The 26109-nt window shown below is 65.8% G+C and carries 28 protein-coding genes and 1 tRNA gene; 14 read left to right on the forward strand and 15 right to left on the reverse strand.

Features of this window, described 5'->3' with window-relative positions:
* Positions 1-2 precede the first annotated feature (2 nt).
* From NS1_RS24715 to NS1_RS24725, 4 genes are all read right to left on the reverse strand, one after another.
* Positions 3-368 (reverse strand): amphi-Trp domain-containing protein, encoded by a 366-nt coding sequence (locus NS1_RS24715; RefSeq protein WP_062988187.1) that lies wholly within the window; start codon positions 366-368, stop codon positions 3-5.
* 104 nt (positions 369-472) lie between these two features.
* On the reverse strand, positions 473-2107 hold the full coding sequence (locus NS1_RS24720) for a serine/threonine-protein kinase (protein WP_084503971.1): 1635 nt from the start codon (positions 2105-2107) through the stop codon (positions 473-475).
* 477 nt (positions 2108-2584) lie between these two features.
* Positions 2585-2740: a hypothetical protein gene (locus NS1_RS40230; RefSeq protein WP_157125372.1), complete on the reverse strand. Its 156-nt coding sequence runs from the start codon at positions 2738-2740 to the stop codon at positions 2585-2587.
* Between the two features lie 481 nt (positions 2741-3221).
* A complete protein-coding gene (locus NS1_RS24725; RefSeq protein WP_056821808.1) occupies positions 3222-3467 on the reverse strand; it encodes a hypothetical protein in 246 nt (81 codons plus the stop codon).
* A 210-nt stretch (positions 3468-3677) separates the two neighbouring features.
* Between NS1_RS24725 and NS1_RS24730 the strand changes: the two genes are divergently transcribed.
* From NS1_RS24730 to NS1_RS24735, 3 genes are all read left to right on the forward strand, one after another.
* A tRNA-Asn gene (locus tag NS1_RS24730) sits at positions 3678-3750 on the forward strand.
* A gap of 445 nt (positions 3751-4195) precedes the next feature.
* Positions 4196-4369 carry a DUF4177 domain-containing protein gene (locus NS1_RS42485; RefSeq protein ID WP_373864362.1) on the forward strand — a complete coding sequence of 58 codons (174 nt, stop codon included), beginning with the start codon at positions 4196-4198 and terminating at the stop codon, positions 4367-4369.
* A gap of 215 nt (positions 4370-4584) precedes the next feature.
* Positions 4585-5826, forward strand: a complete 1242-nt coding sequence (locus NS1_RS24735; protein ID WP_169812828.1) for a glycosyltransferase family 87 protein — start codon at positions 4585-4587, stop codon at positions 5824-5826.
* A 188-nt stretch (positions 5827-6014) separates the two neighbouring features.
* On the opposite strand, the gene NS1_RS24740 is transcribed toward NS1_RS24735, so the two are convergent.
* The 4 genes from NS1_RS24740 to NS1_RS24755 are packed head-to-tail and all read right to left on the reverse strand — an operon-like array spanning position 6015 to position 8346.
* Complete coding sequence (locus NS1_RS24740; RefSeq protein WP_062988193.1) at positions 6015-6383, reverse strand: hypothetical protein; 369 nt, start codon at positions 6381-6383, stop codon at positions 6015-6017.
* A gap of 26 nt (positions 6384-6409) precedes the next feature.
* Positions 6410-7690, reverse strand: a complete 1281-nt coding sequence (locus NS1_RS24745; protein ID WP_062988195.1) for a hypothetical protein — start codon at positions 7688-7690, stop codon at positions 6410-6412.
* A gap of 6 nt (positions 7691-7696) precedes the next feature.
* Complete coding sequence (locus NS1_RS24750; RefSeq protein WP_162256235.1) at positions 7697-7975, reverse strand: WXG100 family type VII secretion target; 279 nt, start codon at positions 7973-7975, stop codon at positions 7697-7699.
* Positions 7976-8001: 26 nt separating this feature from the next.
* A complete protein-coding gene (locus tag NS1_RS24755; RefSeq protein WP_169812829.1) occupies positions 8002-8346 on the reverse strand; it encodes a WXG100 family type VII secretion target in 345 nt (114 codons plus the stop codon).
* 266 nt (positions 8347-8612) lie between these two features.
* Here NS1_RS24755 and NS1_RS24760 point away from each other — a divergent pair, with 266 nt between their 5' ends.
* Positions 8613-8966, forward strand: coding sequence for a DUF4870 domain-containing protein (locus NS1_RS24760; protein ID WP_255284676.1), 354 nt, complete (start codon positions 8613-8615; stop codon positions 8964-8966).
* A 168-nt stretch (positions 8967-9134) separates the two neighbouring features.
* Complete coding sequence (locus tag NS1_RS24765; protein WP_062988201.1) at positions 9135-9890, forward strand: class I SAM-dependent methyltransferase; 756 nt, start codon at positions 9135-9137, stop codon at positions 9888-9890.
* A gap of 12 nt (positions 9891-9902) precedes the next feature.
* Here NS1_RS24765 and dnaG read toward each other — a convergent pair whose 3' ends face one another.
* The 4 genes from dnaG to NS1_RS24785 all read right to left on the reverse strand — a co-directional run bounded on the left by dnaG (position 9903) and on the right by NS1_RS24785 (position 14730).
* The gene (gene dnaG, locus NS1_RS24770) at positions 9903-11828 is read right to left on the reverse strand and encodes a DNA primase (RefSeq protein WP_062988203.1); all 1926 of its coding nucleotides are present in this window, start codon (positions 11826-11828) and stop codon (positions 9903-9905) included.
* A 25-nt stretch (positions 11829-11853) separates the two neighbouring features.
* The gene (locus NS1_RS24775; RefSeq protein WP_062988205.1) at positions 11854-13107 is read right to left on the reverse strand and encodes a deoxyguanosinetriphosphate triphosphohydrolase; all 1254 of its coding nucleotides are present in this window, start codon (positions 13105-13107) and stop codon (positions 11854-11856) included.
* A 1-nt stretch (position 13108) separates the two neighbouring features.
* Positions 13109-13687 carry a YdcF family protein gene (locus NS1_RS24780; protein ID WP_235569851.1) on the reverse strand — a complete coding sequence of 193 codons (579 nt, stop codon included), beginning with the start codon at positions 13685-13687 and terminating at the stop codon, positions 13109-13111.
* A 119-nt stretch (positions 13688-13806) separates the two neighbouring features.
* Positions 13807-14730: a LysR family transcriptional regulator gene (locus NS1_RS24785; RefSeq protein ID WP_084504377.1), complete on the reverse strand. Its 924-nt coding sequence runs from the start codon at positions 14728-14730 to the stop codon at positions 13807-13809.
* An 82-nt stretch (positions 14731-14812) separates the two neighbouring features.
* Here NS1_RS24785 and NS1_RS24790 point away from each other — a divergent pair, with 82 nt between their 5' ends.
* The gene (locus NS1_RS24790) at positions 14813-15229 is read left to right on the forward strand and encodes a DoxX family protein (RefSeq protein WP_062988305.1); all 417 of its coding nucleotides are present in this window, start codon (positions 14813-14815) and stop codon (positions 15227-15229) included.
* Positions 15230-15243: 14 nt separating this feature from the next.
* Here the strand turns inward: NS1_RS24790 and NS1_RS24795 are convergent, their stop codons facing one another.
* Positions 15244-15921 carry an MBL fold metallo-hydrolase gene (locus tag NS1_RS24795; protein WP_062988308.1) on the reverse strand — a complete coding sequence of 226 codons (678 nt, stop codon included), beginning with the start codon at positions 15919-15921 and terminating at the stop codon, positions 15244-15246.
* A gap of 69 nt (positions 15922-15990) precedes the next feature.
* On the opposite strand from NS1_RS24795, the gene NS1_RS24800 reads away from it, so the two are divergent.
* Both NS1_RS24800 and NS1_RS24805 read left to right on the forward strand, forming a co-directional pair.
* On the forward strand, positions 15991-17976 hold the full coding sequence (locus NS1_RS24800; protein ID WP_062988207.1) for a TPM domain-containing protein: 1986 nt from the start codon (positions 15991-15993) through the stop codon (positions 17974-17976).
* Positions 17977-18021: 45 nt separating this feature from the next.
* Positions 18022-18840 (forward strand): MerR family transcriptional regulator, encoded by an 819-nt coding sequence (locus NS1_RS24805; protein ID WP_062988209.1) that lies wholly within the window; start codon positions 18022-18024, stop codon positions 18838-18840.
* Here the strand turns inward: NS1_RS24805 and NS1_RS24810 are convergent.
* Both NS1_RS24810 and NS1_RS24815 read right to left on the reverse strand, forming a co-directional pair.
* Positions 18806-20158 (reverse strand): phthiocerol/phthiodiolone dimycocerosyl transferase family protein, encoded by a 1353-nt coding sequence (locus NS1_RS24810; protein ID WP_062988310.1) that lies wholly within the window; start codon positions 20156-20158, stop codon positions 18806-18808. The genes NS1_RS24805 and NS1_RS24810 overlap by 35 nt on opposite strands.
* A 129-nt stretch (positions 20159-20287) precedes the next feature.
* Complete coding sequence (locus NS1_RS24815) at positions 20288-21688, reverse strand: glycine--tRNA ligase (protein WP_174562677.1); 1401 nt, start codon at positions 21686-21688, stop codon at positions 20288-20290.
* Between the two features lie 189 nt (positions 21689-21877).
* Between NS1_RS24815 and NS1_RS24820 the strand changes: the two genes are divergently transcribed.
* The 6 genes from NS1_RS24820 (at position 21878) to NS1_RS24845 (ending at position 26109) form a co-directional block, all read left to right on the forward strand.
* Positions 21878-22228, forward strand: coding sequence for an ArsR/SmtB family transcription factor (locus NS1_RS24820; protein ID WP_056821345.1), 351 nt, complete (start codon positions 21878-21880; stop codon positions 22226-22228).
* Positions 22212-22682 carry a Fur family transcriptional regulator gene (locus tag NS1_RS24825; RefSeq protein ID WP_056821346.1) on the forward strand — a complete coding sequence of 157 codons (471 nt, stop codon included), beginning with the start codon at positions 22212-22214 and terminating at the stop codon, positions 22680-22682. The genes NS1_RS24820 and NS1_RS24825 overlap by 17 nt, the downstream gene beginning before the upstream one ends.
* A 106-nt stretch (positions 22683-22788) precedes the next feature.
* Positions 22789-23082 carry a type VII secretion target gene (locus NS1_RS24830; protein WP_255284677.1) on the forward strand — a complete coding sequence of 98 codons (294 nt, stop codon included), beginning with the start codon at positions 22789-22791 and terminating at the stop codon, positions 23080-23082.
* Positions 23082-24941, forward strand: a complete 1860-nt coding sequence (locus NS1_RS24835) for an alpha/beta hydrolase family protein (RefSeq protein ID WP_062988211.1) — start codon at positions 23082-23084, stop codon at positions 24939-24941. Before NS1_RS24830 ends, NS1_RS24835 begins: the two co-directional genes overlap by 1 nt.
* Entirely contained in the window at positions 24938-25441 is a 504-nt protein-coding gene (locus tag NS1_RS24840) for a hypothetical protein (protein WP_062988213.1), read from the forward strand. The genes NS1_RS24835 and NS1_RS24840 overlap by 4 nt, the downstream gene beginning before the upstream one ends.
* Before the next feature lie 56 nt (positions 25442-25497).
* Positions 25498-26109, forward strand: coding sequence for a DUF3558 domain-containing protein (locus tag NS1_RS24845; RefSeq protein WP_062988215.1), 612 nt, complete (start codon positions 25498-25500; stop codon positions 26107-26109).

The following is a 26109-nucleotide window of genomic DNA, read 5'->3' on the forward strand; positions in this document are numbered from 1 at the left end:
GATCACTTGGCGGTCGTTTTGCGCGCCCTGGGGCGGCGCGCGGTCTTGGCCGGTGGCGACTTCGGTGCCGCCGACTTCGTTACCGACTTCGGTGCCGACTTCGGTGCCGACTTCGGTGCCGCGGCGGCCGATGCGGTGGCGGGATCGTCACGCCAGCTGATCTCGATTTCGATTTCGGTCTCGTCGCCGTCGACTTCGATCTCGAATTCCCATCGAACCCGGTCGGCGACAACGATCTCGATCGAGTCGCCACCGGTCTCGAATTCCACTTCGGAACCGTGGGCGATAGCTCGGCCGATCGTGATGAGCCGCTCGCCTACCTCTTTGCGGGAGAGCTCGGATTTCCTCTTGATCTCCAACTTCGGCACGGCAACTCCTGACTGGATTCAGCGTGGATGTCTACTCACGCTAGCCGCGTCGGCGAGTCGGACGGATCACCCTTTTCGGATGAGCTGCGCCTGCCACCGGACGCTCAACCTGCCCGGTCGATGCGGGACACGCAGAATCCGTCGGCGGCATGGTCGAGAGTGAGGTCGACCGCTGACGTCACACCGTCGGCGCTGGTCACCGGCGCACTGACGGTCACGACCGAGCCCGTGGAACCACGGATCGTGAGTACCTTGTCCTCGAAGCGCCGCACTCCGGACAGGGTGTCGCCCGGCTGCGCGCCGTCGCACAGCAGCGGGTAGTCCGGTTCTATGTCGGCCGGGTTCACGGGGTCACCGACGACCCGGCTCAGATAGCGCTCGGCGGTATAGCGCGCTTGCTCCTCGGTGAGCCGGGTCGCCGATCGGTCGCTGACGATCGGGCAGCCGTAGCCGGACCGCAACTCGCTGGGACGCAAGCTGACGTGAAGCGCGTCGTTCTCCCAATACGGTCCGAACTGGCCGAGGACGCCGGGCCGACGCACAGCATCAACGATCTGCTCGACGTCGCCGTACATCCCGGGAATCTCGGCGGGCGACTGGGTCCAGCACTTACGGATCAGCGCGCTCATATCCCCGGCGAGAACATCGTCGAGCCAGGGACGCAGAACCGTCGCCGCCTTCGGACTGCCCGGGACCGCACCGATCTGTGCGACCGGCGAGGTCATCGGCGCGTCCGATCCACCCCGATCCTCGGCGGTGAGCACAGCGAACGCGGTCACCCCGGCCACCACCACCGCGCCGCTCACTCCGAGCAGGACTTTCCTCGTCAGCGATGTGCCGGAAGCACGCGAGAGTCGCGTTTCTCGCTGCAGCACAGCGGTATCCCCCACCACCGGCCTGCTGGTGAGGGCTGCGATCGCCGCTGCGGCGAGCTCCCCGCAGCCGGCGTACCGGTCGTCCGGGTTCTTCGCCATCGCCCGCGCGATCACCGCGTCCATGGCCTGCGGCAGCGCCGGATTACCGGCCGACGGGCGCGGCGGCGGCTCGATCAGATGCGCGCTGATCAACGCGGCCGGACTCTCCCGCTGGAACGGAACGAAACCGGTGAGCAGCTCGTAGAGGGTGCCGCCGAGGGCGTACACATCGGTACGCACATCGAGCGGATGCCCCTCCAGCTGTTCGGGCGCGGCGTACGCGAGCGTGCCGAGCACCGATCCCGCGGAGGTGAGACTGGTCGTCTCCCCCATACTTCGAGCGATCCCGAAATCGGTGACCAGTACCTCGTCGGTACCGTCATCGGCGCGCGCGATCAGTAGGTTCGCCGGTTTGATGTCGCGATGCAGCAGTCCCTGCCGATGCGCGTAGTCCAGTCCCGCGGCCGCCTCGGCGACGATGCGAACCGCCCGTTCCGGCGTGAGCACCGACAACCCGTGCCGTAGCAGCTGCGCAGCGTCGAGCCCGTCCACGAACTGCATCGCGATCCACAACCGGTCACCATCGACCCCCCGATCGAAGATCTGCACAACATTCGGATGCCGCAGCCGCGCAGCCAGATCGGCCTCACGCTCGAACCGTGCCCGAAACGTCGGCTCCACCGCCAGCCGCGCGTCGAGCACCTTCAGCGCGTCCTTGCGCGGCAGCCGCGGATGCTGGGCCAGATACACCGCTCCCATCCCCCCACCGCCGACCCTGCGCTCGATGCGATACCCCGCGAGGATCGCCCCAGGCCCGAACTCCATCACCGCTCCTTCGCGTCACGACCACCCACGTGACTGCGATCAGGCTATCCGCCGAGGCCCACGACTGCCGGAAGTCGGATTCGCCTGCGCCGGTTCAGCGATGACGGCGTGGTACGTGAACTCACCTACTCGGGTGAAAGCATCAGATCTCGAAGGCGCGAGTCTTTTCTGCTGCGCGGGCTTCGAGCCGTCTGCTGTGTCCGCTGCGGCGAAGATCAAGCAGGGTCTGGCTCGAACACCATCCAGGCGGAGGTAACCGAAGGTCGCCGTATGCCTACCGCAGTGCGCTCCCTGCAGCCGAAGCTGGTAGGGCTGATCCCCACCGCGCTGTTCGGGTTTCCTTCGCACTTTTGCTTCTCGCGTAATCGCGCCGCAGCGTCTGGCACGCATCGCTCATTGGCTCAACAACCGATCCGGTAAACCGGGAGGATCACCTCCGGCTACGCGGTGAGGCCGAGAACGCGGCGTAGCGGCCGGTCAGGTGAGGTCTGGGTCTTCGACAGCCGCCAGGAAGGTCGGCAGGTGGTTGCCAGGGACCGTCTCGACGGGGTCCGTACTGACGTCGCTGTGATTCTGGGCGCTGAACAATGACACCGGTGCGGTGCCGACAACGTTCAGGTGCGGGTCGGTCATAGCTATTCCCCCGTGTATCGGTTTGTCTGAGCTGTAGTTTCGCCGAGCCTAGTGGAGGGACTCCCGCGCAGTTGACATCCACCGACCACGCAGCCGCAACTCGCCTACTCGCGGACTACCGCCGAGTGGCCGGATCACCGACACGATCGCCGAAATCGGCAACCGCCTGCAGAACTCCCCCGAGGCCATCACAGTGGCTCACCGAACTCGAAACCCGGTGACCAGGCCCCGAGACCCAAGGCCGGGAGCTCGCGCGACTCTGCCTGGTAAATGCACTGAACCGCAAGGAATCTCGCAAACCACTGCGATCCCGACACTGGTCAGCCAGTTCGGCCAGGAGGCGTGCGGAAACGGTTCGAGCCGTTCCTGATGTCGAAGTTCTCTTGACATCGGCGCAATGCGGAGAGGATCATCCGCTACGACAAAAGCTGGTCGCTTCGCGCTCGACCGGCTACCAGATCCGACATCTGCCCGAGTGAGCTCAGCGGCGCAGCTGGTTGTGCGGGATCAGCACCGTGGTGCGCTCGTCGATCGGCTCCATCGGCTCCAGCTTCGGCTGGGTGCTCAACTTGTCCGACAGCTTCTGCCGGCTCACCGATACCAGCTTCCTGGTCACCGGACTACCCGCGACCGCTCGCGAGGCCGCAGTGATCTGTTCGTAGCGCGCCCGACCGGCCTTCGTGCCAAGCACATAACCGGCCGCTACGCCGATGATCAACCGCAGCATCTCCTGGAGCTCCTCCCACGTCTGTGTGCGGGTCCATCCTGCCCCAGCCGCCCCACCCCTGTCGATCCGGCCACCGTTCGACAGCACATCGTTATACGCCGCATGTCCGCAGGTAGCGCCCCGATTTGGGTTCCCGCGACACGATGCGCTAAAGTTTCATCTCGGTCAGCCCGCCAAGGCAGACTGCCTGAGTCTAACCACCCAGGGCAATCCCCTATAGCTCAATTGGCAGAGCAGCCGACTGTTAATCGGCAGGTTTCTGGTTCGAGTCCAGATGGGGGAGCATAAAAAAGTCCTCTACCAGCGCAAGCAGGTGGAGGACTTTTCGGTTGCCTGGGGACAGCCGCCCATATCGACTACTTTCCGACTAAAACGCGGACTACTTTCCCCGCCACGAACTGGTCAAGAGCACCCGCGGCGGGCGCATAGCGCCCAAAGCAGGCAATCGGAACTCTGACCAGCTCACCACAGCATCGACCCCGAGCAGTGGACGAGGTGGACGAGCCGTGGGTTGCTGAACGAAATTCACCAGCTCGCCGACTCCGATATCGCACTGCCGAACGAGCTTCGCTCGATTGCCTCATAAGGCCCTGGCTACCCGAGTCGACGGTCACCAAGCCGTCACCAGTCCACCCGAACCCGAAGCTTGGGCCCCGATCACCAAGCCGCTCAACAGGTGCGACGAATTGCCGAACGGAATTCAGCGGTAGATCCATACGCTTGACCTCATGTACAAGGTGATTCGAGTCCGCGAAAACAGATCGTCGATGCCTGGCCCGGTAGAACTAGGCGCAGCCTCAGCGGTGATGAATGAGATGGCCTCGGCGGGGTGGAGCCTGCACTCGGTTGCCGTGCATGAGGAATCGAGGGTCACCGATCTCTACCTGACATTCGTGATGTGAGCGGTATCGCGGCCGGTGGATTGGGCCTCGAGGGTCCCGGTGGCCGATGCCTGCCCCAGCGCCGTATGCGGGCGGGCAGTGTTGCTCCAGGCGAAAGACCGACGAGCTCCAGCGCGGCACGGCGGCGCATTCGCACCACGGCGTCGTGCATCCGGACGCCGCAGTGGAAAGAGCGGTTCTACAAAACCGGACAGGTACAGATAGCGTCGGGAGCCGTGTCACCGGAAAATGTAGCGCGGTCCAGCCGTATCACCGCAGCCGTTCGGGTGGTGGCAGGTCTGCTCGTGCTCGCGTCGATCGTCGAGGTGATGCGGCGCGTATCGAACCCCTACCCTCTGGTGGCGCCGCTGTTGTCCAACGATGTCTACGAGGTACACGTCGACTTCGACACCTTCTGGAACTCAGCCGTGGCCCTCACCCACGGCACCGACATCTACGAGACCCCGGCGAAGCTGAGCAATCTCAACCCGCCGCTGGTTTCGATGCTGCTCACGCCCTTCGCCGCGCTGGATGTGGTCACGGCCTACCGCGTCTTCGCGGTGCTGACACTGCTCATGATGGTGGGCGCGGTGTTGGCGGTGTGCTGGGAACTGTGGCTGCGCCCGGCTGTCACTGCGCTGGCCACGCTGGCTGTGCTCGCGTCGTCGCCGCTGTACGGAACGCTGATGCTCGGCCAGATCTACCCGCTGCTGTTGGTCGGGCTCGTTGCCGGGTGGATCGCGCAGCGGCGGGGGCGGCCGGTGCTCGCGTCCGTCCTGTTCGGCATCGTGGTGGCGCTCAAACCGTCGCTGGCACCGATATTGCTGCTCGCGGCCGTGCAGCGGAAGTGGTTGCCGTTCAAGGCCGGAATCGTCGGCGCGGCTGTCGCCTCGCTGGTCGGGGTGCTCGTCGCCGGACCATCGAGCGCGGAGGGCTGGCTGCGCATCGCCTTCTCCGCGCCGGTGCCGGGCTGGGTGGACAACGCATCGCTGCCGGGGCTCGCGGTGCGCTTCGGACTGCCCTCCGAGATCGGGACGGCACTCGGGCTGGCGGTGCTGGCAGGCACGCTGTGGTGGTGTGGGCGTCACCGCGACCGCATCGACCCGGGCGGCACCGCTTTGTGGGCGGTACTCGCCGCAGCCCTGCTGTTCTCGCCCATCGCGTGGCACAACTACCTGATGCTGCTGTGGCCGGGCGTGCTCGTGCTGATCACGCTGGGCCGCGGCGAGATCACCGCCATGGCACTCGCGGTGCCGGTCTTCCCGGTGTCCTTCACCGTGGAATTGCCGCCCCACAGCAGCGTCACCGCCGCCGTGGCACGGTCGTTCTACTGCGCTGTCCTCGTGGGCTATTGGGTGTTTCTGGTGCGCGGAGCGACATTGTCCGCGCCGGGCTCCTCCGGGTCGTCCGGCACGGCCACGAGCAAGCCACCGGCGGCCGCGACGTGCCCCACGCACGTTGCCGCCTCCGAGCCCTGACCGTTCACGCCGCCGCCACTCGTCCGTTCGCCGCTCCAACCCAGAATAGGACCTTGTCCCCCGCTGCCCCGGAACACTGGACCGTCGAAATGTCCGCGACAGCGTTGCCGAAGGTCTTAGCGTGATCCACGCGAACTTCTCACCTCGAGCTTGCTGGGCCCACCCGACTGTGTCATCGCACAGCCGGGTCAGAGGACTTCGATCTGGGCCGACTCCGGCAGAGTGCGAGGTCGCTCGTCGGTGTACCAGGCGTACTCGATGCTGCTGAGCCACCCTTTCTCAACCCAGAGAATGATCTCGCCGACTGGTGACCCGTTGCGGTCGGTGACGGCGCCGTTGGCGAAGATCCCATCGGCGGAACCGGATCCTTGCACGGCCCCTGGCTGCACGACCAGATCGACGCTGGGTGACCCGGCGCCCCAAGTCGCGACGACCTGCGAATGCGGGATCTGGGCGCGGAGTTCGTCAGCGCCGGCACCGCCGCCAGACAGCATTTTGGTGACGACCTCGGATTCGAGGTCGGTCAGCGGTCGTGGCTGAATGGGTGTGTTGCTCATCGGTCTCCTCGGATCTTGCACTGTGGTCAGGGGATGTAGGCGGTACCGATTTTGAAGACACCGTTGATCATCGCGCCGCGGATATGAACGGTCTCACCATTGATGGTGCGCACCAGAGGATTCGAGGCATTATATACGCCATCGGGAACGCCCTGAACATTCTCGATGATCTTGGTCATCGTCGCCTCTTCGCCGCCCAGTGACTTCACGAGATTGTCCAGCTTATGCTTCGGCACGAAGACATGGCCCATCGCCTCCTTGTCGAGCGCGTAATCCAGGGATCCCTTGAGCTTGTCGCGTGCAGCCTTGGCGATATCGGCTGTTCGTTGGGCGAGCAGGTTGGCAATGCGCTGCATTTCGCTGCGTCTGGCGTCGAGATCATCGCCGGTCTGGACGACTTTCTCGACAAATTTGGCTGCGCGTTTGGCGGTGAGAACGCGGTCGACGTAAGCCTTCATTTTCAGCGCGAGCTTGCCTGCTTTGGCAGCAGCGATGGCGGCGGCGCCGAATCCGGCAGTCAAAGCACCCGCGATCACACTGAGGACGACGGTCTCGGCGATTTCCTGGGCGAGGTCCTTCGCTAGATCGACAAGCAACTGGCCGAGTTGTGTCCGGAACTCCAGGATCGCGGAGCGGTGCTCGCGGCAGGACTTGGCGAGATCCTTGTAAAGGGTAAGGACCCCTTCAGCAGACTTCTTCAGCTCGCGAATGTCGTCATCGACATGTGCTGCGTCGGGCGCGGTTTCGCGTTCGAAGGTCTTTGCCAGCTGGTCCAAAAGGGCGGGCAGGTTGCCCACACCCGTCTCACTGCCGAATTTGTCCCAGGTGTCGGCTGCGGTCAGGAGATCATGCGGTTCGCCGTCCGGCATCGAAACACCGAAGTTCTCTAGCGCCGACACCGCGAATCCGACGTCGTCGAACAGGCCACTGCCCGGACCACCTGCCGATGGCGGCGGCACAAGGCACGGAGCCCACACCGGCGCGAGCTGGGTCGGCTTTGTCGGTTCCGGTCGGCCGGTGCCGGCGACATAGTCAGCCAAGGCATGGTTATAGCCGAGCTCGAGCAGGATATTGGAGTAGTTACCCATTGCGGTGATGAGCAACTCGGTCATGCTCATCGCCGTCGTGACGGTCGAATCATAGGACGTTGCCCACGCTTTGGACTCGCCGACGTTGCCGCCCATATCTGCGGTATCGCTCAGGGCAGCGATCTGTGTGGAGTAGACCCGCTGATACTCGGTTGCGTAGGAATGCATCGAAGCCCCGGCCAGTGAATACACGGTGGGGTCGACAACCAGGGTCGACATTAGTTGTTACGCCCTGCCCAGCATCGAGAGATTCGCGGCTATAGCGGCGTTGTATCTACCGTGAGCGTCGAGGACTGCTTGCCGCATGATGGCAATACCGTCGGCGACATCGGTTGCACCGGTGTGCCATTCACGGAATGCCTCGGCCTGAGCATCGGCGGCAGCTCCGTTCCAGTTCTGCTGAACGGCGGAAACCCGCTGCTGCAAACCGTCGAGGCTGTCGTTGAGGAAGCCGACGAATCCGGATACACGGGCGACGATCTGCTCGAGTTCGTCGAGATCCACGCGGAAGGGTTGTGCGTTCTCGACCATCAGAGTTCCGGCAGATCAAGGGATCCGGAAAGCGAGGAGGTGGCTACCGCGCGTGCACTATCTAGGTCATCGAGTGTCTTGCTCGTGACACCGAGCAGTTCGGCCATGTCGGCCAGCGCTTCGAGGACGGTATCGGCGCCCTGCTTGGTTTCGGTCCAGCCTGCGCTGAACGAATCCGCGGACACACCACGCCAGTTGGCCAGCAGGGTCGTGACGTCGGTGTCGAGGGAGGTGAGTCCGTTGACGAGGGTCTCGGCGACCTGCTGAAGATAACGCCCGGCGTCGGTGACCTCGTCAGGGACCACGGCGAAGTCGGTGCTGGTAGAGCCAGGTTGGCTTGTCATAGACATTCCTCGAATATTTCGCAGATCACTATGAGTTAGACGGGAGCCGATGAGCTTCGGTTCCATCGGATATGCGAATGGTGTCGGCGCTCACATCTCGTTGCCCAGGTCTAGAGGACTCGCCACGTTGACGTCTGGCCGTGCTCGCACCTCAGCTGGCCCACAACCTGCGGTTTCGTGCTGAAAGTTGGGATCGGTAGGGGGCGAGTGCGGCATCTACTTACCCCATGACATCTTCTCCCTCGAACCACACACAGCCTTCTGGCTTGGACAAGAAGACCAGCGCGATCCTGTCGTACGCGCTGGGCTGGCTCACCGGAATCATCTTCCTCTTCGTGGGAAAGAATGATCCCGATGTGAAATTCCATGCCGCACAATCGATCATCTTCTTCGGGGCGGTCTCGGTGCTCAATATTGTTCTGAGCATCGTCGGCTCGCTACTCGGAGTACTGGGGATCATCTTCAGCCTCGCCGGACTCGTGCTCGCGGTCTTCGCGGTTGTCGTCTGGATCATGGCGATGGTCCGGGCAAACAACAGCGGCGGTGGCCGCGTGGAGCTTCCCATTGTCGGGAAATTCACTGCTCCATATGCCGATCAGTTGGCCGGTTCGGTCAACTAGCGCGTACTCGAAGTCCCGCACGGCGGCCGCACCCAACACTCCGAAGATCAATGGCCCGAGGCTATCTCGGGCCATTGACGTCTGCGCATCCACCAGGACAAACGTCATCTTTTGACCCCGGTTTAATGCATTCGTGGTCTGGGGCCGTCGCTGGCATAGTGATTCCACATGGGACGAACGTTCGAGGAACTGGTCGAAGAAGCAGCGTCGGCGCCGGTGGAAGGGTGGGACTTCTCCTGGCTCGATGGGCGGGCCAGCGAAGCGCGGCCTTCGTGGGGTTATCAGCGGCTGATGAGTAGTCGGCTGAAGACCGCCTCCGCTGCTCTGGACATTCAGACCGGTGGTGGTGAGGTTCTGGGTGAGGCGGAGTTGTTTCCGCGGACCATGGTTGCCACCGAGTCGTGGCCGCCGAATATCGCCAAGGCGACGGCGTTGCTGCACCCGCGCGGCGTGGTTGTCGTGGCTGCGACCGACGAGCCACCATTGCCGTTTGCTGATAGCGCGTTCGACCTCGTCACCAGTCGGCATCCGGCTACCGTCTGGTGGGATGAGATCGCCCGCGTACTGCAAACGGGCGGAACGTATTTCGCGCAGCACGTCGGGCCTGCCAGCGTGTTCGAACTGGTCGAGTATTTTCTCGGTCCGCAACCGGAAGCCCGGCGAGGCCGCCATCCCGACGACGAAGCCGTTGCCGCGCGCGCCGCCGGCCTGGAGATCATCAGCCAGCGGACCGAGCGCCTGCGCACAGAGTTCGATGACATCGGTGCCGTCGTGTACTTCCTGCGCAAGGTGATCTGGATGGTCCCTGGGTTCACTGTGGAGGGCTACCGCGACCAGTTGCGGCGGCTCCATGATCGAATCCAGCAGGAGGGGCCGTTCGTCGCGTACTCCAGCCGCACACTCACCGAGGCCACCAAACCATGACCCGCAGGGCTGTCAGGCTCCGGCCGCGTAGCCCTCGTTACCCATCGCCTGGGCCGCGAGGCTCTTGCGGTACTGCTCCAGCGCCACCAGGTCGCCGAACAACGCCATGTAGGTGTCGGGCTCCTCGCTGGCGGACAACCGCTGCAGCTTCGATTTGAGCTCGGCGATCTGGCGGCCCACCCAGGCTTCCTGGGTGCGGGCGAGGATGCCGGTGATGAAGCGCGGGGTGTCGTTCTGGGTGCGCACCGGGAGCTGCTCGTTGGCCAGTTCGGAGACCAGGGCGCGGATCATCAGGTCGTCGGTGTGGTCGGCGACGGCGGCAACCCATTCCGCGCCGCTGAGCCCGGCCGCCGTGCCGCCCGCCTGGGCGATCATGATGCGCACAGCCACGTAGGCGGGGTGGGTGAAGGCGGCGGCGTCGATGGCGTCGAAGGCGACACCCGCGATGCCTGGGTATTGCAGTGCGGCGCTGAGGGATTGGCGCTGCGCGAACAGCACCGGATCGTTGGGGGCAGGCCGCACCGAGGAACCCTCCTCGACGCGGGGCGCGGGAAGCGCCGCGGCACCCGACTTCAGGGCAGGCGTGGCATTGCCGCCCGCCCGGTTCTTCTTCGCCTCTTCACCGACCCGGCGCACGACCAGCTGGATGTCATCCCAGCCGACCCAGCCGGCCAGCTTGGTGGCATACCCTTTGCGGGTGGCGTTGTCCTTGATCTGAGCCACCACGGGCACCGTACGGCGCAACGCTTCGACGCGGCCCTCGACATCGTCGAGATTGTGTTCGGCGAGCAGACCACGAATCACGAACTCGTACAGCGGGGTTCGTCGTGCCACCAGATCGCGCACAGCGCTGTCACCGGAGTGCTGGCGCAACTCGCACGGATCCTGCCCGTCGGGCGCGACCGCGATGTAGGTCTGTCCGGCCAGTCGCTGATCGCCGCTGAACGCCTTCAACGCAGCAGCCTGGCCTGCCGCGTCACCGTCGAAGGTGTAGATGATCTCGCCGCGCCAGAAGTTGTCGTCCATCAGCAGCCTGCGCAGCACCTGCAGGTGCTCTTCGCCGAAGGCGGTGCCGCAGGACGCGACCGCGGTTTTCACCCCGGCCAGGTGCATGGCCATCACATCGGTGTAGCCCTCGACGACCACAGCCTGATGACCCTTGGAGATGTCGCGTTTGGCGTGGTCGAGTCCGAACAGCACCTGAGACTTCTTGTACAGCAACGTTTCCGGCGTGTTCACGTACTTGCCGGGCATGGTGTCGTCGTCGAACAGTTTGCGCGCGCCGAACCCGATCACCTCACCGCCGAGATTGCGGATCGGCCACAGCAGGCGACGATGGAACCGGTCGATCGGACCGCGCTTGCCCTGCTTGGACAACCCCGCCGCTTCCAACTCCTTGAACTCGAACCCCAGCCGCTGCAGATGCTTGGTCAGACCGTCCCAGCCCGCGGGCGCGTAACCGCAACCGAACTGCTGCCAGGACGCCTTGTCGAAGTTGCGGTCCGTCAGATATTTGCGGGCGGCCTCGGCCTCGGGTTCGTGCAGCAAGGCCATGTAGTACTCGTGCGCGGCGGCATTGGCGGCGACCAACCGCGAGCGGGTGCCGCGGTCGCGCTGCACCGAGGTGCCGCCACCCTCGTAGTTGATCTGGTAGCCGATGCGATCGGCCATCTGCTCGACGGCCTCGACGAAACCGATGTGTTCCATCTGCTGCAGGAACTTGTAGACGTCCCCGCCCTCACCACAGCCGAAGCAGTGGAACAGCCCGTGGTTGGGACGCACATGGAACGACGGCGACTTCTCGTCGTGGAACGGGCACAGACCTTTGATCGAGTCGGCGCCCGCGCGCTTGAGCGCCACGTACTCACCGACTACGTCTTCGATCCGGACACGTTCACGGATCGCCGCGATATCGCGATCTGGGATTCGTCCGGCCACGATGAGCGAGTCTAGTCGGGTCTGCTCAGCGGCAGTCCAGCGAGGCGGCGACGCGTTCGAACCGGCTCTCGGTGTAGGAGGCGATCTGGTCGATCACCACGCGCACGCGCGCGGCCTCGGTGGCGGCGGCGTTGAACCAGGGCAGCATCTGATCGTCGAGGTGGGCGGGCGCGGTGGTGAGCAGGCGGTCGGCCACGGCCTGTACGCGGTCGCGCTGGGTCTGCTGGCGGGCGAGGTGGCCGGGGTCGGAGCGCACGTAGCGCAACGCCACGGTCTTGAGGACGGCGACCTCGGCGGCCACGATCGGCGGCACGATCAGATCGGCCTCGTAGCGGATGAGCGGGCCTTGGCCGTAGCGCTCGTGGGTGGCCGAGATCGCGGCGGTGGCGAAGCGGCCGACCAGTTCGCTGGTGAGCCGCTTCAACGCCACCGAGGCGGCGAAGCTGCCGTCGTAGGTCGCGGCGTCGGCCACGATGTCGAGTTCGGAGAGCCGTTGGGCGGCGGCGGCGAGCGCTTCGATCGACTGGTCGGGGTGCTGGCCGTGGCCCTGTTCGGCGAGCGCGGCCTGTTCGGCCGGGTCGGCGAGGGCGCGCAGGTCGATGCGGCCGACGATCACGCCGTCCTCCACGTCGTGCACCGAGTAGGCGACGTCGTCGGACCAGTCCATGATCTGGCATTCCAGGCTCTGCTTGCGGTCGGGCGCGTCTTTGCGGACCCAGGCCAGGCGCTCGAGGTCGTCGTCGTAGGCGCCGAACTTGGTGCCGGAACCGCTTCTGCCCCACGGGTATTTGAGGGTCGCGTCCAGGGCTGCCCGGGTCAGGTTGAGCCCGAAGCTTTCGCCGTCGGCGTCGAGGATCTTGGGCTCGAGGCGGGTCAGGATGCGCAGGTTCTGCGCGTTGCCTTCGAAACCGCCGTACTCGTCGGCGAATTCGTCGAGCGCGCGTTCACCGTTGTGACCGTAGGGCGGGTGGCCGATGTCGTGGGCAAGGCCCGCCAGGTCGACGAGGTCGGGGTCGGCGCCGACCCCGTCGGCGATACTGCGCCCGATCTGGGCCACTTCGAGGGAGTGGGTCAGGCGGGTGCGCGGGGTATCGCCCTCGCGCGGGCCCATGACCTGGGTCTTGTCGGCGAGGCGACGCAGCGCGGCGGAATGCAGCACACGGGCACGATCACGGGAGAACTCACTGCGATGGCCCTTGTCCGCGGCACCTGGCCACGCGGTCTTGCCCGGCTCGTGGACCATGCGTTCCTGGTCGTGCGGGGTATAGGTCCGTGTCATCTCACTGTCCCGCCTCATAAGAGAAATCTGCCGAGAAATGAGTGAGCTGGTACCAGAGCAGCGCGCCGGTTTCGCGGGCGATGCCGTGGAATTGCGACTCCCTCGTGTAGACGGCCGGTCCGGTGCGGGTAGGTGCGGTCCACGCCTCCAAGCCTGCGTCGCGAGCCATCGTCCTGGTTCGCAGTGAATGCCACGGATCGCTCACGAGTACGGCTGATGACATGTCGCGCTCCCCCATCGCTGTCGCGACGGCTTCGATGCTGCGCAGGGTGTCGGACCCGGTCTCCACCGCGAGGATGTTCTCGCTCGGAACACCTTTGTCCTCCAAATACTGTTTGCCCGAAGCGGCTTCGGTGTACAGGTCGCCCTCTTGCTTGCCGCCCACGGTGATCACCGTGGGCGCCACACCGGCTTCGTAGAGCCGCCAGGCCTGATACAACCGCGCCTCGAACACCGACGACGGCGTCCCCGAATACTGCGCCGCGCCGAGCACCACGATCGCGTTCGCGGGGGTGTAGTCGTCGATCCGCGCGACCTGCCAGACCCGGACCGCCGTCCCGGCCACCAGCACCAACCCCATCAGCACCGCCCCGGCGATCAACCGGACGAACCACACCGAGACCGTCGACACCAGCCCGCGCGGATGCCTGACATCCTGGGCAGGCGCTGACGTTCGCGAGAAACCCGATTTCACCCTCGTCAGTCTGCCAGGTCGGTCCGACGCGTCGTGTGGTCAGCGGTCACCAGCGGATTCCGTTCCGGTGAACTACCGATCGGTGTCCACGAGATCGTCGCCGCGACGTCGACGAACGAGCGGATCAGCGGGGTGTGCGCGGCGCTGTTCCAAGCCAGCACGAGGCTGCTCGGCGGCTTGTCGACGAGCGGGACCACCACCAGCCCGTCCGGAACCGGATGACCGAGCGGTGTGAGTCCCACGGTGCCGTTCCACAGGACGGTTTGCTGACATTCGTGGACGGTCCGCACCACCGGCCCGGTGTCGGGATCGGTCGGGTGCGACCAGTAGCCGCGCCACATCGGGTCGGTGTCGGGAGGCAGCTGGAACCAGCGTCGATCTGCCAGCTCTCGCAGGTGCAGGTTCGGGCGGTCGGCGAATGGATCATCCACGCGCAGTACGACGCCGACGGGGTCGGTGCGCAGAACCTGTGTGGTGACGCCTGTTTCGTCGAAGGGCGTGCGGGTGAGAGCGATGTCGACGCGGCCGGCGCGCAGTCCCGCTGTCGGGTCGGCGAAGTCGCCTTCTCTGATGTGTACCTGCACGTCGGGGTGCGCGGCTCGGTAAGCGGCCGCCAGTCGGGTGCCTGCCTGTTCGGCGAAGGTGCCGATGGTGATGGTGGTGTCCGCCCCTGCGGCGACCGCGACCCTGGCGCGCACTCGATCGGCCTGGGCCAGCAGGTCGCGGGCCTCGTCGTAGAGCGCGGCGCCGGCGGGCGTGAGGGCGACGCCGGTCGATGAGCGGCGCAGCAGTTCGTAGCCGAGGTCGGCCTCGAGCTGCTTGATCGCCCTGCTCAGCGGCGGCTGGGTCATGTACAGCCGAGCGGCAGCGCGGCCGAAGTGGAGTTCCTCGGCCACCGCCGTGAAGTATCGCAGGAGACGGAGGTCCATGAGCTGCGACGATACCCGCTCGGTATCGGTCACGTCGGATCGGTCTTGGACGCGGCCCGTCTCCGATGGTCAGGTGGAAGCCATGAGCGTCATAGTCCTGATCGGGCGAATCCTGTTCTCCGCGTTGTTCATCGGCGCGGCTGTCGGCCATCTGAGTGCGGCGAAGGACACCGCGCGATATGCCGCGAGCCGTGGAGTGCCGTCGCCCGCCCTGGCGGTGTACGCCTCGGGTGCGGCCATGCTGGTCGCGGGGACGAGCGTGCTACTCGGGGCGTGGGGCGATGTCGGATCGCTTGTCCTGGTGGCGTTCCTGGTGCCGACGGCCTTCCTGATGCACGCTTTCTGGAAGGAGACCGATGCCGAGACCAAGCAACACGAAATGGTCCATTTCAACAAGGACCTCGCCCTAGCCGGTGCCGCGCTGGTCTTCTTCGCGGTCTTCGCCTACACCGCCGACCTAGGCCTGACTCTCACCGGACCGGCTCTCACGCTGCGCTGACTCCCGAAGCAGCCTCACCAACCCCGCGCACGCCATTCGGGCAGATTCGCCCGATCGGCGCCGAGAGTAGTGTCGTCACCGTGGCCCGGGTAGACGACGGTCTCGTCGGGGTAGCGGTCGAAGAGTTTGGTGGTGACGTCGGTGAGGAGGGTGTCGAAGTCGGCGGGACTGTGAGTTTTTCCGACTCCACCTGGGAAAAGTGAATCGCCGGTGAAGAGGTGGGTGTGGCCTGCGTTGTCGGTGAGGGCCAGGGCGATCGAGCCTGGGGTGTGGCCGCGCAGGTGGATGACGTGGAGGACGAGGTCGCCGATTTCGAGGGTGTCGCCGTCCTCGAGCAGGCGGTCGGGGCGGACCGGGATGTGGTCGGCGTCGAGGGTGTGGGCGGCAGTGGGGACGCCGAGGGACTTGGTGACCTCGGTCAGCGCCTGCCAGTGATCAGGGTGGCGGTGGGTGGTGACGAGCTGTTCGACCTGACCGGGGGTTTCGAGCGTGGTGAGTTCGATGATGCGCTCGGCGTCGTTGGCGGCGTCGATCAGCACGGCGGCGCCGGTGGCAGTGCTCTGGATCAGATAGGTGTTGTTGTCCATCGGACCGACGGACATCTTCACGATGCGGGCGCCGGGGACGTCGCGCTGCTGGGCGTCCTCGCCCGCGGTGACGTGACCTGTGTACTGGCGAGCGACTGTGACCATGCGTCCGATCGTAGAAGCCACGCGCTGCGATGTCGCGCTCGTGTCGGTCGCGACGGTTAGATTCGACACATGCCGCTGTCGAGTTCGGCCCCACGTTCGGTTTCCGTGCTCTGCGCGGTGTTCGCCGTGTTGAGTCTGCTGTGCGCGCCGAGTGCCGTCGCCGAACCGCCCGCGCGAATGGGTCCGCAGGTGGTCGACACCGCGAACGTGCTCAGCGCGGGCGACGAGGGGCGAGTGCTCGACGCGGTCGACACCCTCTACCGCGATCACCAGGTCAAGCTGTGGGTGATCTACGTGCGCACCTTCGGGTCGATGGCTGCGCGGGATTGGGCCGCCCGCACGTCCGACCTGTCCGGCTTCAGCGATCGCGACCTGCTGTTGGCGGTAGCCGTCGACGATCGCGGCTACTGGCTCGACGGCACCCTCCCCGACGGTGTGACCGACAGCGAATTGGACTCGATCCTCGCCGGTTCGGTGGAACCGGCTCTGCGAGAACAGAAGTGGGCGCAGGCTGCCATCGATACCGCCGAAGGTATCGGCTCCGCATTGAAGGGCACGAGCGTGCCGTGGGGCGTTCTGATCCTCATCGGCCTGGCCGTGGTCGTGGTGGCAGGCGGTCTGATGTTGTTCGCGCGCAAGCGCCGTGGCGACCGGGATCGGGCCGAACTGGCCAACGCGCGTGAGGTGGATCCGACCGACTCGGCGGCCCTGGCGAAATTGTCGCTGCCGACCTTGCACGCGCTCTCACGCGAGCGGTTGGTCGAGATCGACGATGCCGTGCGAACCAGTGGCGAGGAACTGACCTTGGCGACCAGCGAATTCGGTGAGACCGCGGTGACCCCGTTCCGCTCCGCGCTCGAGGCCGCCCGCGCCGCCACCGCGAAGGCGTTCACGATTCGTCAGCAACTCGACGACGCTGTCCCGGAGACGCCGGATCAGCAGCGCGCCATGCTCATCGAGCTGATCGCGACCGCGGGCAAGGCCGATCGCGAACTCGACGCGCAGGTCACCGATTTCGACGCTATGCGCGATCTGCTCATCGACGCGCCCGCCCGGCTGGACGCGCTCACCCGCGACATCGTCGAACTGACCGCACGCATGCCTGGCTCCGAGGCAGAACTCGCCCGGCTCGATTCGACCTACCCACCATCGGTCATCGCGCCGATCCACGACAACGTGCGCATGGCGAAGGAACGAATCACTTTCGCCGAGAACAATATCGACAACGCCCGCACCGCGCTCGCCCAGCCGGTCGGGCAGCAGGGTGGTGCGGTCGCGGCGATCCGCGCGGCCGAGGGCGCGATCGGGCAGGCCAGGACCTTGCTCGACGCGGTCGACCAGGCCGCGACGAATATCCAGCAGGCCCGAGACGGCCTCCCCGCCGCCCTCGACGAACTGCGCGCCGACCTGAGCTCGGCCAAGAGCCTCACCGAATTCGGCGGCGCCGACCTGGCCGCCGCCGTCTCCTCCGCAACCGCGGCGCTGAACACGCCGAACGCCGACAGCGATCCCCTCGGCGCCTTCCACAGCGCGGTCACCGCGGACGCCGAACTGGATCGGGCGATCGCGGCAGCCTCGGATCGCAAACTGGCCGTGGAGGATCTGCGACGCAGACTCGACCGCACCCTCACCGACGCGGCCGCGCGGATCGATGGCGCGACCTCGTTCATCACCACCCGTCGCGGCGGTGTCGATGCCGAGGCACGCACCCGGCTCTCCGAAGCGCAGCGTCATCTCGACGAGGCACGCGGGCTCGCGGCCGGTGACCCCGAACGCGCACTCGTCAGCGCACAGACCGCGGCCGACCTCGGCGGCCGGGCGATGCAGCAGGCGCAGGCGAGTGTTCAGGCGTGGGAGACCCGTCAGCCGATGTCGGGCGGCGGCTCCCAGACCGGTGCGGTGCTGGGCGGAATCCTCCTCAACGAGCTCCTGCGCGGCGCGATGAGCGGCGGTTCGCGCCGTGGCGGCTACGGCGGAGGCGGCGGTGGCTACCGCCCGGGCTCCTACGGCGGCTCGTCGGGATCGCGACGGGTCAGCCGGGGCGGCAGATTCTGAGCGCTTGACTCTCTCACTGTGTGAGGCCGTACACCGGAAGGCGTCATGTTCAGTATCGGAGATTTCGCCAGGCACGGTCAGGTGTCGGTGCGCATGCTGCGCCACTACGACGCGGTGGGTTTGTTGCCGCCTGCCAGGGTCGACGCGGCCACCGGGTACCGGTTCTACGCGGCGACGCAACTGGCTCGCCTCAACCGGCTCATCGCGCTCAAAGAGCTCGGATTCACCCTGGAACAGGTGGGCAGAATGCTCGAGCCGGGGCCCGACGCGGCAGAACTGCGCGGCATGCTCACCTTGCGCCGAGCCGAGTTGGAACAGCGGATCGCGGCCGACCGTTCGCGGTTGACCGAAGTCGAAGCGAGACTCCGAATCATCGAAAAGGAGGGCGTCATGCCCGATCAGGATGTGGTGATCAAGTCGGTGCCCGCGGTTAGGGTGGCCGAATCGTCCAGCTGGGCGTCGGGATTCGAACCCCAGGCGATCAGCCCGGTGATCGGTCCGCTGTTCAGCGAACTGTCCGACCGGCTGGCGAAGGCCGGGATCACGATCGCGGGTCCCGCGATCGCCTACTACGACGCGCGGGACGACGGGACGGTGGGCGTGCACGCCTGTGTGCCGGTGAATGTGGAACCCGCTGCGGCAGCGGACTTCTCGATCGTCGATCTGCCCGCGCTCGAACACGTGGCGACCACCGTCCATCACGGGAATGTGAGCGGAATCGGCTCGGCGTGGCAGGCGCTCGGCCGCTGGGTCGAGGACAACGGGTATCGGACCGGCGCACCGGTCCGCGAGGTCACCCTGCAATGGACGTCCGATCCCGATGGCTGGGTCACCGAGCTGCAGGAGCCCCTCGCTCCGCGGTGACGCGGGCCGGCGACCGCTGAACTCGAGCAGTCGCGGCTTCCTGACCGGCAGACGACCAGGACAGCTCTGACGCCACGGCGTCCAGCAGTTGGGAGGCGAGCGCGCCGCCGCCCAAACGGCCGATGGTCAGCCTGCCGAGATAGGTGTAGACGAGGAAGGTGACGGCCGCGGACGCCCCCGTCGACGGGCGGGGGTGTGCGGAGAGGTAGACGATCTCGTAGTCGTCGAGGATCAACCCGGCGGGGGCGCGGAACGTCGGCACCGTTCCGGTGTTGGTGAGGGCGATGTGGCCTGCGGTGGAGTGGATCCGGTGGGGTCCGAAGAAATCGGGGAAGTGCAGGACGGACTGTTCGATCACGCCCTCGGCCAGGTCGTCGTGCAGGCTCGTACCGATCCGGCGAGCGAGGACGACGAGGTTCTCGGTGTCGGCGGCGTCAGCGCGGAACGCGGCCAGGCCCGACAGGTTGGTGCCCGCGACCGCCTCGACCGGCGGGTCGAGTCGCCTGCGCAGATCGACCGGATATACGCACGAGACGCTGTCCGCACCGGAGAGATCGGCATAGGCCCGCAACACCGCCGCGGTGACCAATCCATTGACGCTCACCGCATGCGCACGAGCCAGGTCGAGCACCCGCGCGGTCGCGACGGTGTCCAGCTGAATCCGCGCCGGCCGCGCCAGCGAGGCCGGAGCCGCTTCCGACCGCTCGGCCCCGCTCACCGAGTCGGCGGCGACGAGCGGACGCGTCACCGGCTCGAGCCCCGACCGCCGCGCACGCCGGATATCGCGCTGTGCCAGCAACGCCTCGAGCGACACCGGATACTCCCCTGTCACGCCGCCGGTAGCCGAGTCCGCTTGAACCGCGATCCTCCCGGTCTCCACGTAGTCGGTGTAATAGCCCCACAACCGCGCGAACAGTTCCACACAGTGCCCCGCGTCGGCCACGCTGTGGTGCACGAACAACGTGACCCGTGCCCGATCCTCTTCGGCGAGAACAACATCCAGATAGGCCAGCTGATCTCCGGGGTCCATGGACTCGGCCGGAACCCTGACCTCGTCGGGATCGCCGAAACTCACCCACGCCCCGACGGCCTCGATATCCCCGGGACGCAACAGGATTCCGTTCTCCTCGGCATCCTCGACGATCCGGCACACCAGAATAGGGAACCTCCGCTGCAGCGCCGCGAAAGCCGCGCCGAGCCCGGCCGCATCCAGTTCCCCGAGCACCGTGACCGACCGTCCGGTGAAGGTGGCGTGCCGCACGAATCGTTGTTCCGACGGGTCGAGCACCCGCACCACGTCTTCCGGTTCCCACAGCACAACGAAGATCGTGAGGCAAGCGCGCACCCAACGCAAACCGTCAGCTACGCGGTGTGATCAACCGCCCACATCGCGGACGCGAACGAGCCCGCACCGAGTTGCCGGCGCGGGCTCGTTCGACGTGAAGAATCAGGCGCCGATCAGCCGGGCCGCCAGGTAGGACTCGACCTTGTCCAGGGCGATGCGCTCCTGGGCCATCGAGTCGCGCTCGCGGATCGTCACGGCATGGTCGTCGATGGTGTCGAAGTCGACGGTGATGCAGAACGGCGTACCGATCTCGTCCTGACGACGGTAGCGGCGGCCGATGGCGCCCGCGTCGTCGAAGTCGACGTTCCAGTTGCGACGCAACTGGGCGGCGAGATCCTTGGCCTTGGGGGTCAGGTCGGCGTTGCGCGAGAGCGGCAGCACCGCGGCCTTGACCGGCGCGAGACGCGGGTCCAGACGCAGGCTGATCCGCTCTTCGGTGGTGCCCTTCGCGGTCGGCACCTGATCGACGGTGTAGGCGTCGACCAGGAAGGCCATCAGCGAACGGGTCAAACCGGCCGCGGGCTCGATGACGTAGGGCGTGTAGCGGTCACCGCTGGCCTGGTCGCGGTAGCTCAGGTCGACGTTGGAGTGCTCCGAGTGCGTCTTGAGGTCGTAGTCGGTGCGGTTGGCGATGCCCTCGAGCTCGCCCCATTCGCTGCCCTGGAAGCGGAAGCGGTACTCGATGTCGGTGGTGCCGGCCGAGTAATGCGACAGCTTTTCCTTCGGGTGCTCGAACAGGCGCAGGTTCTCCGGATCGATGCCGAGGTCGGTGTACCAGGCCAGGCGGGTCTCGATCCAGTACTTGTGCCACTCCACGTCCTCGCCGGGCTTGACGAAGAACTCCATCTCCATCTGCTCGAACTCACGCGTGCGGAAGATGAAGTTGCCCGGCGTGATCTCGTTGCGGAAGCTCTTGCCGATCTGGGCGATGCCGAACGGCGGCTTCTTGCGCGCGGTCTCCTGGACGTTCTTGAAGTTGACGAAGATGCCCTGTGCCGTCTCCGGACGCAGGTAGTGCATGCCCTCTTCGTCGTCGACCGGGCCGAGGAAGGTCTTGAGCAGGCCGGAGAAGTTACGCGGCTCGGTCCACTTGCCGGGCTGGCCGGTGTCGGGATCGTTGATGTCGGCCAGTCCGTTGGCGGGCGGGTGGCCGTGCTTGGCCTCGTAGGCCTCGATGAGATGGTCGGCGCGGTAACGCTTGTGCGTGTGCAGCGACTCGACCAGCGGATCGGAGAAGGTGGCCACGTGGCCCGAGGCCTCCCAGACCTGGCGCGGCAGGATCACCGAGGAGTCGAGGCCGACGACATCGTCACGGCTGGTGACCATGGTCCGCCACCACTGCCGCTTGATGTTGTCCTTCAGTTCGACGCCGAGCGGACCGTAGTCCCACGCCGACTTGGTGCCTCCGTAGATCTCACCGCACGGGTAGACCAGACCCCGGCGCTTGGCGAGGTTGGCAACGGTGTCCACCTTCGACTTGGGTGCCACGCGAGATTTCTCCATCCACTGCGAGTCGGAATTGTTCGGCATGCCGTACCGGTGTTCGATGCGGCCTACCGTACGTAAGTGGGTCCAGCGTATCGGGACCCGTCCAGTGGGTTTGCAGCAGCCGAGGTGTCCGCGCGGCGCGTCATTTGACATGCGCAATTATGCATATCAAAATGGAATCTGTTTCCAATAAGGAGTTGGTTCATGACCACCGAGGCCGCGCCCGCGCACCCGCACAACCCGTACCACTCCCCCGCGCCCGCCGCCGTGCCGTCGCGCACGGTGCTCGAGGACGCGGGCGAGCTGCTGCGGGCACTGGCCGCGCCGGTACGCATCGCCATCGTGCTGCAGTTGCGTGAGTCGCCGCGCTGCGTGCACGAGCTGGTCGACACACTCGGCGTCACCCAGCCGCTGGTCAGCCAGCATCTGCGCATTCTCAAATCGGCGGGCGTCGTACACGGCGAACGCTCGGGTCGCGAGGTGCTCTACGAACTCGTCGACGATCATCTGGCCCATATCGTGGTCGATGCCGTCGCCCATGCCGAGGAAGGATAAACCGTTGGCAGACAACACCTCCGCGAAGCAGGTCGGGGTTCGCAGCACCCGCCAGCGCAGTGCCATCTCGGCCCTGCTCAGCGATACCGACGAGTTCCGCTCGGCACAGGAATTGCACGACGAGCTCCGTAAACGCGGCGAGGGCATCGGCCTGACCACCGTCTACCGCACCCTCCAGTCCCTCGCCGACGCGAACATGGTCGATGTGCTGCGCACCGACACCGGCGAATCCGTCTACCGCCAGTGCTCGAGCGGCCACCATCACCACCTGGTCTGCCGCCATTGCGGGCGCACCGTCGAGGTCGAGGGTCCGACGGTCGAGGCATGGGCCGAGAAGATCGCGAGCGATCACGGATTCACCGAGGTGAGCCACACGCTCGAGATCTTCGGCACCTGCCGCGAGTGCGTGCACAGCCGGACCGACGCGGACGAGGACGCGCCCGCCTCCGTGTGACTCACCTCACATGATGGAACCTTCGCTTCGTGTGCCCCGTCCAACCTTCACGAAGGGACCGGCCCGCACGGGCGCGTAGTCCTTCGGCATCGAAGGAGGGGCCATCGTGAGTCCGACTTTGGGCGTCGAGCCCGATCAGTTGAAGACCATGGCGACGACCTGGCGTCGGGAGGCAGGCGAAGTCGATGCGCTGAGCTGGGCGGCTTCGGCCGAGGCGACCGGTGACGGCAGCGACGTACTCGCCGCGGTACGGGGGCTGTCCGACCCGGCTTCGCAGGCGATGGACTCGATCGCGACCCGGTACACAACGCTGGCCGACCTCGTCGACAAGTTCTCGGCCGACATCCAGGCCAGGGACGTCGAGACCGCGGGCGAGATCGGGAAGCTCGGTACCCGCTGATGCGGCCCACGATCCCCCAACTCGACACCTGGAATCTCGAGGGCCTGCATCGTGCCGCCGAAGCGGCCCGCGCCAATGCCGATGTCCTCTCGACCTCGGTCGACGACTGCTCACGCGCGGTTTCGGCGGCGGGTAGCTGGCACGGGCAGACCAAGGACGCGGCCTCGCGACGCATCGATGAGGAAGTCGATCACGGGTACGAGGTGCGCACCGTGCTGCTGCGGGTCGCCGACGATGCCGAAGATGCCTATCTGGGCCTCGAACACTCCAAAACCTATGTGCTGGACCAGAAGAACCTCGCGGTCGCGCAGGGTTTCGCGGTTGGCGCCGACGGGCGGGTGACTCATCCCGATCCAGGCAAGGAAGGCGACGCTGGGGTTTTTCAGCTCAACCTGTTGAGTGGGTTGGACGAAATCGAGCGCCTCGACAATCTGTTCGGGGCGCGCCTGCGCGAGTCCGTGGGCGACCTCGGCGCGATGCGCGACGGTCAACCCGACATCACTCTCGCCGACGGGTCGGTCCAGGATCCGGATGCCGTGGCGATCCAGTTGGCAGCGATGTCGCCGGATGAACGGGCGACCTTCCTGGCCGGATTAAGTCTCGAAGCGCAACGCCAACTGGTGATCGCGGCGCCGGAGAAGCTGGGCAATCTGAACGGGGTGCCGTTCGTGATGCGGATCGAGGCCAACGAGATCAACGTCCGCAACGCGCTGACGTCGGAGAAGGCGAAGCCGAACCGCGACGAATCCCGGATCAAGCAGTTGGAGGCGATGCTGGCGCCGGTCCCGAACCCCGAAGGTGCGGGCACTCTCGACACCACCGCCGCGTCGACCGGCGACAAGGCGACGGCGCAACTGGGCATGGTCGACCGCAAGTTCGTCATGTTCAGCACCGAGGGCAACGGTCGAATGATCGAGATGGTCGGTGAGATGAAGTCGGGTGCACCCGGGGTCGGGGTGTATGTGCCCGGCACCAGCACCAATCTCAACGGTTCGGGGTCGAATCACGTAGCCGCATGGAATCTCGCCGATCAGACGGGCGGCCCGATCTTCCTGTACATGGAGGGCGACTTCCCGCAGAGTCTGACCAGCCTTTCCGATGGTGCGCCCAGCCCGAAATTCGCGGCCGACATGGCGCCTCGGCTCGTCGACTTCGGCCGCGAGATCGACCGGGAGGTAGGGGCGACCGCACCTGGAACGCCGGTCTCCTACGTAGGACATTCCTACGGCGGCTCGATCGTCGGGTCAGCCGAGCAGTTGGGCCTTCGGGCCGACCGTGTACTGCACGCCTCGTCGGCGGGAACCGGCGTGTTCGACGGTGGTTGGAACAATCCGAACCCGGATGTCCAGCGCTATTCCATGACCGCGCCCGGCGATCTGATCGGCGTCGTGCAGTCCTACCCTGAAGGCGGGCTGACCATTCCCGGCGGGATTCATCTGCCCGGCAATCCTCACGCCTCGGACGTTCTCGGTGGCGATCCCGATGAAGTACCCGGCGTGATCCGCCTGGACACCGGCTATTACAGCGACGAATCGACCGACCACCGCAGCGAGGTCGTCTTCGGAAGCGACGGGCACGGCAACTACTGGGACGACCCAGGCTCGACAGCGTTCGAGAACATCGTCGGCGTCATCAATGGATCGGACGCGACAGCCTACGTCGAGCGCGGGATCGAAACACGATATGTCGACATCGGTTTGGGCGACAACGGCGACGGTGGCAAGGAAGGATTCGATGCATCGAAGGCCGCCGCTGCCGCGGCCCTCGCGGATGCCTTCGGCAACCCGAACCTCGACCCGTACGCGAACCCTCGCGTCACCGACAACCCCCAACTCGGCGAGAAGATCGACATCACATGAGGACGGCCGTACTCGCGGTGCTTGCCACCGCGAGTCTGACCGGGTGCAGCGCCTTCATCAACGAAGGTCCGACCAACCAGGAGATCAAGGACACAACGGGGCTGACTGTCGCCGAAGCGGGTCCGATTGTCGAGCACAATCTCGAACTCGTCTGGCCGCAACAGGTTCGGATCCAACGCGCCCCGCTGCCCTATTCTGGCGTCGGCTGTCGAACCAACAACTCGATGATGTCGGAAGGGCCGCCGTGGCGGGTCCGCGTCACGATGGAGGAGGTGAACCCGCCCCAGGAGTTTGTCGACCGCGCGCTGGCCAACCTCGAAGTGATGACCACACGGGGATTCACACTCGAACCGAGCCGGCGGCCGGACGACGACCCGGCGAATCGGTTCTACCGCGATTCACACGGCTACACCATCTCGTCGTCCCGCGACACCTCCGTCGGGCCGACAAAAGAAGTGCGGTTCTCGATGACCGCGACCTCACCTTGCGCGGCGGAGTAGGACGGAACTGTCGCGATCAGCATCGCAGTGACTACGATCTCGGAGGCGGGGACGTCATGAACGAGCACTGGTTCTGTGGGAGGGACAAAGGCATGGCAGTTCGAGGTGCGGTGGCGAGAACGTTCGGTGTTGTCGTGATGGCGGGGTTGGCTGTGACGGGGTGCGGGGACGGGAAGCAGGGGACGGCTGCTCCGCAGACGAGCGGTGTGAGTGTGGCGGCGAGTCCTACTTCTGTGGATGCCGAGGCGAAGGTGTGGGATCCGTGTTCGTTGCCGGATTCCGCGATCACCGGGGCTGGTCTGAACGTCGGCAGTCGAAAGAACGAGGTGGCTGGGGTCGACTTCACAGGCTGGAAGACGTGTAGCTGGCAGGACTCTGCCAAGCAGTACACGTTCTCGGTCCTGTCGTCGGAACACACACTCGCCGAATCCCGAGCACGAACAGACTTCACCGACTTCGCCGAGACGACCGTGGGCTCGCACAAGGCGCTCCAACTTCGGACAACCGGATCCACGTACGAACTGGGTTGTACTGTCGCCGTTGAGGTCCCGAATGGGTCTGTCCTGTTCAGGCTTCTGAACCGCGTCAGCGCATCCTCGCCGCCTGCGCCATGTCCGGAGGTGCGCGAACTCACCGACAGCTTCGCTCGATACCTTCCCGAGAGCTAG

Source organism: Nocardia salmonicida NBRC 13393 (assembly GCF_001613085.1).
GTDB lineage: Bacteria > Actinomycetota > Actinomycetes > Mycobacteriales > Mycobacteriaceae > Nocardia > Nocardia salmonicida.

What these genes read in the sequence shown, in the direction of transcription:
- NS1_RS24720 (WP_084503971.1), bottom strand. Translation starts at nt 2,107, where the DNA reads ATGGAGTTCGGGCCTGGGGCGATCCTCGCGGGGTATCGCATCGAGCGC.
- NS1_RS40230 (WP_157125372.1), bottom strand. Translation starts at nt 2,740, where the DNA reads ATGACCGACCCGCACCTGAACGTTGTCGGCACCGCACCGGTGTCATTG.
- NS1_RS24725 (WP_056821808.1), bottom strand. Translation starts at nt 3,467, where the DNA reads ATGCTGCGGTTGATCATCGGCGTAGCGGCCGGTTATGTGCTTGGCACG.
- NS1_RS42485 (WP_373864362.1), top strand. Translation starts at nt 4,196, where the DNA reads ATGTACAAGGTGATTCGAGTCCGCGAAAACAGATCGTCGATGCCTGGC.
- NS1_RS24740 (WP_062988193.1), bottom strand. Translation starts at nt 6,383, where the DNA reads ATGAGCAACACACCCATTCAGCCACGACCGCTGACCGACCTCGAATCC.
- NS1_RS24745 (WP_062988195.1), bottom strand. Translation starts at nt 7,690, where the DNA reads ATGTCGACCCTGGTTGTCGACCCCACCGTGTATTCACTGGCCGGGGCT.
- NS1_RS24755 (WP_169812829.1), bottom strand. Translation starts at nt 8,346, where the DNA reads ATGACAAGCCAACCTGGCTCTACCAGCACCGACTTCGCCGTGGTCCCT.
- NS1_RS24765 (WP_062988201.1), top strand. Translation starts at nt 9,135, where the DNA reads ATGGGACGAACGTTCGAGGAACTGGTCGAAGAAGCAGCGTCGGCGCCG.
- NS1_RS24775 (WP_062988205.1), bottom strand. Translation starts at nt 13,107, where the DNA reads ATGACACGGACCTATACCCCGCACGACCAGGAACGCATGGTCCACGAG.
- NS1_RS24780 (WP_235569851.1), bottom strand. Translation starts at nt 13,687, where the DNA reads ATGGGGTTGGTGCTGGTGGCCGGGACGGCGGTCCGGGTCTGGCAGGTC.
- NS1_RS24785 (WP_084504377.1), bottom strand. Translation starts at nt 14,730, where the DNA reads ATGGACCTCCGTCTCCTGCGATACTTCACGGCGGTGGCCGAGGAACTC.
- NS1_RS24790 (WP_062988305.1), top strand. Translation starts at nt 14,813, where the DNA reads ATGAGCGTCATAGTCCTGATCGGGCGAATCCTGTTCTCCGCGTTGTTC.
- NS1_RS24795 (WP_062988308.1), bottom strand. Translation starts at nt 15,921, where the DNA reads ATGGTCACAGTCGCTCGCCAGTACACAGGTCACGTCACCGCGGGCGAG.
- NS1_RS24800 (WP_062988207.1), top strand. Translation starts at nt 15,991, where the DNA reads ATGCCGCTGTCGAGTTCGGCCCCACGTTCGGTTTCCGTGCTCTGCGCG.
- NS1_RS24805 (WP_062988209.1), top strand. Translation starts at nt 18,022, where the DNA reads ATGTTCAGTATCGGAGATTTCGCCAGGCACGGTCAGGTGTCGGTGCGC.
- NS1_RS24815 (WP_174562677.1), bottom strand. Translation starts at nt 21,688, where the DNA reads ATGGAGAAATCTCGCGTGGCACCCAAGTCGAAGGTGGACACCGTTGCC.
- NS1_RS24820 (WP_056821345.1), top strand. Translation starts at nt 21,878, where the DNA reads ATGACCACCGAGGCCGCGCCCGCGCACCCGCACAACCCGTACCACTCC.
- NS1_RS24825 (WP_056821346.1), top strand. Translation starts at nt 22,212, where the DNA reads ATGCCGAGGAAGGATAAACCGTTGGCAGACAACACCTCCGCGAAGCAG.
- NS1_RS24835 (WP_062988211.1), top strand. Translation starts at nt 23,082, where the DNA reads ATGCGGCCCACGATCCCCCAACTCGACACCTGGAATCTCGAGGGCCTG.
- NS1_RS24840 (WP_062988213.1), top strand. Translation starts at nt 24,938, where the DNA reads ATGAGGACGGCCGTACTCGCGGTGCTTGCCACCGCGAGTCTGACCGGG.
- NS1_RS24845 (WP_062988215.1), top strand. Translation starts at nt 25,498, where the DNA reads ATGAACGAGCACTGGTTCTGTGGGAGGGACAAAGGCATGGCAGTTCGA.